A 6,431-nucleotide genomic window follows, 5' to 3' on the forward strand; every position below is an offset into this window, starting at 1 on the left:
CATCAGAGTAGTCGTTGACGACCCAGTAGTAAGCGAGGTTCTTGGCGTACCAGCCTTGGCCTTTGGCGTTGCCGACCTTGAATGGCATTATGCCGGATTTTCGTTTGGAGGCTACCGGCACGAGCCAGAACGGTGCGGCCAGAATCGGGGCGCCGAAGAGCCGGAACACGACCGGCTGGGCAATGGCGATGTCGTCCATGTACAGCTTTGTGCGCGGGCCCGGGAAGGAATAGTGCGGCGGGGCATGGTCGCAGGTCGTGTAGTGGCCCTGCCGCGCATTGAGCACTCGCTCGCGTACGAGCCACACCTCCTCGGCCCAGAAGAAGCCGTTCTCGACCTCGGTCCAAGCAGTACGCATCATTCCCTTGCGGGTGTCGATGTCGTACTGCAGCAGGTTGCCGGTGATGTTCTGGTCTCCGGAGGTGAACAGTACGTCGCCCAGTGCGGTTAGGCGGTGCAACTTCGTATCGTAGTGAATCGAATCCGAGTACACGGTCATGTCACGATACCGCACCCAGGCTGAGTCTAGAAGCACCACTTCCTCGGTCCTGGCCAGAAACCGGACCAGTTGTGCGCCGTAAAACACTGTATCCTGCCCAACGGTATCGGCCGCGACCTGCGTGGGCAGGAGTGCTAGCAGCAGTCCAAGCATCGGCGTATCTTAGAGAGACTGGCAAGCTAGTCAACAACGCAGCTGGAGACGTAGCAGGTGCGTTCTGCTCACGTCGTGGCCGGGCCGATGTTGAATACCTCCTGCCGGATTGTTGCGAGCACGTTCGCATCAAGCCCGCGCGCGACCCAGCGGTCGAGAAGCACCTGGGCCGCAAGCGCAAGGCTGCTGCCCGAGACCTCCATCTGGTGCGACAGCCGAAATAGCTGCCGGGCATAGTCCAGGTACGAAACATACCAGTTGGTGTGCACGTTGGCCTGATCCAGTACCTGCTTAACCTGCGACTCCATCGAGCACAGGGCGACAGTGGCCGCGGCGTACCGCTTGGCCATGTCCTCGTATATCACGGCCAACGTTTCCGCCTGTCTGGTCGGCGTGAACTTGGCCGTCCAGCGCGAGATTCGGCGTGTAGGGTCTTTCATTGCCTTTCTCCTTTCATCCAGACCTTGGCGGAGGGCGCAACAGCAGCCGGGCTAGGCTCCATTCGTTACCAGCCCCTGCTGTGACTCTCCACGATATTATATGCCCCTGCGGCCCGAATTCGTAAGAACGGTGCAGTGATAGTGTGCGGGCCGCCGGGGTCAGACCTCGGTCAGGACAGGGAGTCAACCCGGGAACCGGGGCATTGGCACGGAAATTGACGGGGAGGTGACCCCCGGGGTCAACGTCCTTATGAGCAACGGGCTGAGCCGAAGCGTGAGTTCGGAGGCGAGCGGAGAGCTAACTCTTGCTTAGACAACGGGATAGAGCTCAGAGTTGAGAACTGGTCTCAGCTCAGCGCTCAGCCTCGCTCTGAACACCTGTCTGAGGCCTGGTTTCAAAACGATACTGAGCTTCCTGTTCAGGTCTGGAGTCAGGTCTGGGTCGAGTTGCAGGCTGAGCTCAGTCCTGAGTTCAGGCCTGGGCCCACGTCTGAGCACCCAGGTCCTGATGCGAATGCATTTGTCCGCAGAGGGACAGAGGCAGCACCGGAGGCGAAGGATAGTTCAGGCCAAAGGGCAGCCGACGCAGGTCGGAATAGCGCGGCAGCGCTCCTTGGCCAGACGGACAAGCAGGGCGTGGTACTCGTTGAACAGGCGGGCGCGGCGGGGCAGAGCCTTGTGGAAGAGCGCCTGAACTTGGTCGTAGGTCTCGTTTCCCGCAGTCAGACCGTATCGGTTGAGGACGCGACGGGTGTAGGCGTCAACAACGAAGACAGGACGGCCCAGGGCGTAGAGTAGGATGGAATCAGCGGTTTCCGGGCCGATACCATGACAGCGAAGCAGCATCCCACGCAGCTCTGGCGTTGGAATCCTGCCGAGCGCAGTAAGTCCTCCTCGTGTGCGAAGCCAGCGCACAACGGAATGGAGACGTTGCGCCTTGATGTTGTAGAATCCGGCTGGCCGGATAATGGTTGCGAGCTTTACAGGCGGTGTTCGGGCGAGTCTTTCGAGACTGAGTAGGCGATGGTGCTTTAGGTTGGCAATGGCGCGCTCGACATTCTTCCAGGCGGTGTTCTGGGTCAGGACCGCACCGACGATGACTTCAAGCGGAGTCTCGGCCGGCCACCAGTGCTGGGGGCCGTAGGCGCGGTAGAGCCGACGGAATATCAGGGCGAGTTCACGAGCATCGTTCATTCGCAGATTCCGCGGATTTCACAGATGAAATCGAGGCTGTCATTCTGAGGTTCTCCGAAGCATCTCGTCTGTCATCCGGAGCAGACCCTTCACTTTCGTTCAGGGTGAGGTTCGTATCTGCGTAATCCGGGGACTGAGTCCGGACATTAGGGTTCAGATTCAGTGGCCCGGAGCAGGCTTGAAGGAATCAGGTTTGGGAGCGTGTCTAGCCGGCGAGTGGAGCGGGCATGGAGCGGTTGGTTCGGTACCGGTAATAAACACTTCGTAGCGCACCCTTGGGCAGAGTGGACTGGCTAGCTTACCTGATTGCTCACAGATGGGCGCGGTCACGATGCTGTCCGGAACAGCAAAGCTCTGTGGCCCGGAGTCGGCGGGGACCTGCTTCATGAACTCGGCCCAGATCGGCGCGGCCACGGTGCCTCCGGTTGCGCCCCGGAATATTGTTTTCTTCTTGTCGTATCCGACCCATACTCCGGTTGAAAGCGTTGGCGTGTATCCGATGTAGGAGGCGTCAGTATAGTCGTCGGTCGTGCCGGTCTTGCCCGCTGCCGGACCGGTGAAGCCGAGGCTACGGATGACCGTCGCCGTACCCTCGTCAACCACGCTCTGAAGCATGTTTGTCACAATGTAGGCGGTCTTTGGGTCAAGGACCGGCTGAGTCTGGGGCAGGTTCTCTTCAAGGAGGAGGCCGTTTTTGTTCCGGATGCTCCGCACCATCTTCGGCTTGACCCTGGTGCCGCCATTGGCCAGTGTCGCGAAGGCTGCAGTCATGTCAATAAGCGGTATCTCGACTGAGCCCAGGGCAAGTGAGTAAACCGGCATGAGTTTCTCGTTTACGCCCATCAGGTTGGCGTAACGGGCCGCAAGCTCAGGTCCGATGCGTTCGATGACCCTGACGGCGACTAGGTTGCGGGACAGGGCAAGCGCGCGTCGGACCGTTATCGGCCCGAGGAACTTGCCATCGTAGTTCCTGGGTCGGTACGGAGGCTGACCTGGGATGCGTAGCTCGATAGCTGAATCCGCAATGATGTCGGCTGCAGTCAGGCCATTGTCAACCGCGGCGACATAGACAAAGGGCTTGAATGCGGAGCCGACCTGGCGTTTAGCCTGGGTCGCGCGGTTGTACTCGCTGTGAGCGAAGTTGCGGCCGCCGACCATTGCGCGGACCGAGCCGTCGCGTGCGTCGAGACACACCAGTGCGGCTTGCAGATAGTCAGGCGGACCGATAAGCGAGTCAACCGCGCGCGCCGAGTCGTACCAGGTCTTGGGATGACGCAGATTGTAGTCCTTTTCCAATCGTGCAGTCCATTCCTCAACTGCCTTGTTGGCTGCGCGCTGCAAATCCAGGTCGAGCGTGGTAAAGACCGTGGAGCCGGATCGGTACACAAAATCCGGACCGTACCGGCCGATAAGGTCACGTCTGATTTCCTCGACGAAGTAAGGTGCTTCGTTCAGGTTTTCAGGTCCAGGCCTGAGTACCAACGGTTCGGCTCGAGCTGCCTTGAACTGCTCTTCGGTGATGCGATGAGCGTCTCGAAGTCTGCCGAGAAAGAAATTCCGTCGCGCAATCAGGCGGTCTGGGTGTTGGTAAGGCGAATAAGCAGTTGGATTGGCCAGCATCGCGGCAAGAGTCGTGCATTCGGCAAGGGTAAGGCGGGATACTGGTTTGCCGAAGTACCGCTCGGCCGCGGCCTGGACCCCATAGATGGAGCCGCCGAACCATATCTGATTCAGGTACATTTCGAGGATTTCCTGCTTCGAGTAGTGGCGCTCAAGTTCGACCGCAAGCAACATTTCCTTCAGCTTACGGTCAAGACTGCGGCGATAGGTGAGAAACATCGAACGGGCCAGTTGCTGGGTGATGGTCGAGGTTCCTCGGACTTGTCCTCGATTGCGAATGAAGCTCCAGATGATCCCGGGAATGCGGACAAGGTCAATGCCCCAGTGGGAATAGAAACGTCGGTCCTCGACTGCAACGACTGCGTCTCTCAGACATGCAGGAATCGAATCAAGCGGCACCGGCCGACGTCGTTCTTCAAAAAATTCGGCGATAAGCCGGTCCTTGCAGTCAAGCACACGGGTCGAAGCCGGGGCCTGGAAAGCGGCGATCTCCTCAGGCGCAGGCAGACCGGAGCGCAACGAAAACAGTCCAGCGACGCCGACCGCGAGCAGGACAACCGCGAGTATTAGGACCGCGACCGTGGTGGATCGGCGGGTCATTGCCATCTCACGACACGGTAGTCGATCGGCACCGGCAGGGAGGCGTCGGGTTCATTCCCGGTCATTTGCCCGGGTTGCGGGTCAGATGCCTTCGGCGAGAATCTCGGCGATGTCCGCGATGCGTACCTTGTCCTCGGAGTTGGTCGTCTTGACCGCGTCTTCGAACGTGAGCGTGCAGAACGGACAGGCGGTGGCGATGACCCTGGCGTTCATTTCGAGTGCGTCGCTGACCCGCACCTCGGCGAGCCGGCCCTTGCTTTCGGACTCGGCCCACATCCGGCCGCCGCCACCCTCGCAGCACAGGCTGGTCTCGCGGTTGCGGTCGTACTCGACGAAGCGTGTGCCGGCAGCGGCGTCCAGGAGTCTGCGCGGCTCATCGTATACCTTGTTCTGCTTGCCGAGGAAGCATGGGTCGTGATAGGTCACTGCCTGGTCGAGCCGGCCGTGTTTCAGCTTGCCGCTCTCCAGGAGCTCGGCCAGGAACTGGGTGTAGTGCAGGACCGGAGCCTTGACGCCCTTGTAGTCGTTCTTGAACGAGTTGAAGCAGTGAGGGGAGAGGGTAACGACGCGGTTCACCCGGCGAGAGTTGAGAAGCTCGACATTGGACTTGGAAAGCTCCTCGAACAGACCCTCCTCGCCGAGCCGCTTCTGCTCGCTTGAGCAGCAGGTTTCTTCCTCGCCCAGGATTCCGAAGTCCACCTCGGCGGCCTTGAGCAGTCTTACCAGGGCCTGGGCGGTTTTCCGGCAGCGCTCGTCGTAGGAGTTCGTGCAGCACACGAACAACAGGGTGTCGGCCGCGGCGCCCGGGGCAAGGACTTTGACGCCAAGGTCCTTGGCCCATTCGAGCCGCTTCTCCCGTGCGCGTGACCACGGGTTGCCCTGGAGAAAGGTACTTTCCAGCGCGGCCTGAACCGCAGTTGCCATTCGGCCGCCCTCGACAAGCCGGGACCGGAGCTCGACCACGAGGTCGGCCGGCTTCACGTTCTTTGGGCAGCGTAGGTTGCAGGTTGTACAGGCAGTGCATTCCCAGACTCCTAGGGCGGACAGGTCGGATGTCTTGAGCGTCTGTTCGAGCGCGGCGTACACCAGGCGCCGCACGTTCAGCGCGGACTTGACCGAAACCGGGCAACCGCCCGAGCACCGGCCGCACTGAATACAGCCGGCCACGTTCAGGGTTGAAGGAAGCACGAGGCGTCATTCTAGAATCGGACGCGGCCAAGTCAAGCACGCTCAGCTCCCCGGAACCGAAGCAGACAAACCGCAGCGCCCGGAGTGGGCAACCACAGATGAACACAGATGAGCACGGATATTGAAGGCAGAGCCTTGAGGGCGCGAGAGACATGTGCTGCGCCGGCAGTCCCTGACGGATGTCATTCTGAGGTCCTCCGAAGAATCTCGCCCGGGGAACATGCGAAGACATCTTCGCGGAAGCGACGATGTTGTACGTGCGCTCCTCTGTGAGCGCGAAGTCAGGGACAGTCTCTGACGGAAAGTCCCTGACGGAGACGGCCGGCGACGGTTTCTCGGCCGGACTTCAAGACCCGAGGTGCGGAGTGCCGAGATGGAAGTGAACCTGGGACACCCTTGAGTGACTGGTGGCCACTGCCAAGCAGTGAAGACCGTAACGGGTTGAAGCTAAGTTGGTTACAGCGTATGGGGCAAGGCACGCGGCCTTGACATTCCAGGCGGGGGGGGGTATAGTTGAGCCGTAGCGGTAGAGACGAGGCAAGTGCCGGTGTTGTGCTGCGAGTGCAGCGGTGTAGCCATGGCGAGCCAGCAACGCCGCCTGCATGAGTCGCATCTACCGGGCACCAGACCGAAGGAGTATGCACAAGTCTCTCGCCGGCGTAGTCCTGATGTGCATTCTGCCATGCGCAACGGCCATGGCAGAATGCACATCAGGACTACGCCGGCGAGAGACTTGT

The 6,431-nt window shown here is 60.4% G+C and carries 5 protein-coding genes; all 5 read right to left on the reverse strand.

The genetic code is table 11. The features are described 5' to 3' along the window. The coding region (locus ABIL25_10555) for a putative LPS assembly protein LptD (GenBank protein MEO0082707.1) at positions 1–652 on the reverse strand (652 nt) is incomplete at its 3' end. Between the two features lie 68 nt (positions 653–720). After that, complete coding sequence (locus ABIL25_10560) at positions 721–1,092, reverse strand: hypothetical protein (protein MEO0082708.1); 372 nt, start codon at positions 1,090–1,092, stop codon at positions 721–723. A gap of 564 nt (positions 1,093–1,656) precedes the next feature. After that, complete coding sequence (locus ABIL25_10565) at positions 1,657–2,286, reverse strand: endonuclease III domain-containing protein (GenBank protein ID MEO0082709.1); 630 nt, start codon at positions 2,284–2,286, stop codon at positions 1,657–1,659. Positions 2,287–2,445: 159 nt separating this feature from the next. Further along, positions 2,446–4,506, reverse strand: coding sequence for a PBP1A family penicillin-binding protein (locus ABIL25_10570; GenBank protein MEO0082710.1), 2,061 nt, complete (start codon positions 4,504–4,506; stop codon positions 2,446–2,448). Positions 4,507–4,587: 81 nt separating this feature from the next. Next, positions 4,588–5,694 carry a (Fe-S)-binding protein gene (locus tag ABIL25_10575; protein ID MEO0082711.1) on the reverse strand — a complete coding sequence of 369 codons (1,107 nt, stop codon included), beginning with the start codon at positions 5,692–5,694 and terminating at the stop codon, positions 4,588–4,590. Positions 5,695–6,431 lie beyond the last annotated feature (737 nt).

The sequence above is a fragment of the candidate division WOR-3 bacterium genome (genome assembly GCA_039801365.1).
Lineage (GTDB): Bacteria > Hydrothermota > Tepidihabitantia > Tepidihabitantales > Tepidihabitantaceae > JBDRUN01.

Excerpts from the sequence above, each read along its gene's own strand:
- ABIL25_10560 (MEO0082708.1), bottom strand. The coding sequence starts at position 1,092 with ATGAAAGACCCTACACGCCGAATCTCGCGCTGGACGGCCAAGTTCACG.
- ABIL25_10565 (MEO0082709.1), bottom strand. The coding sequence starts at position 2,286 with ATGAACGATGCTCGTGAACTCGCCCTGATATTCCGTCGGCTCTACCGC.
- ABIL25_10570 (MEO0082710.1), bottom strand. The coding sequence starts at position 4,506 with ATGACCCGCCGATCCACCACGGTCGCGGTCCTAATACTCGCGGTTGTC.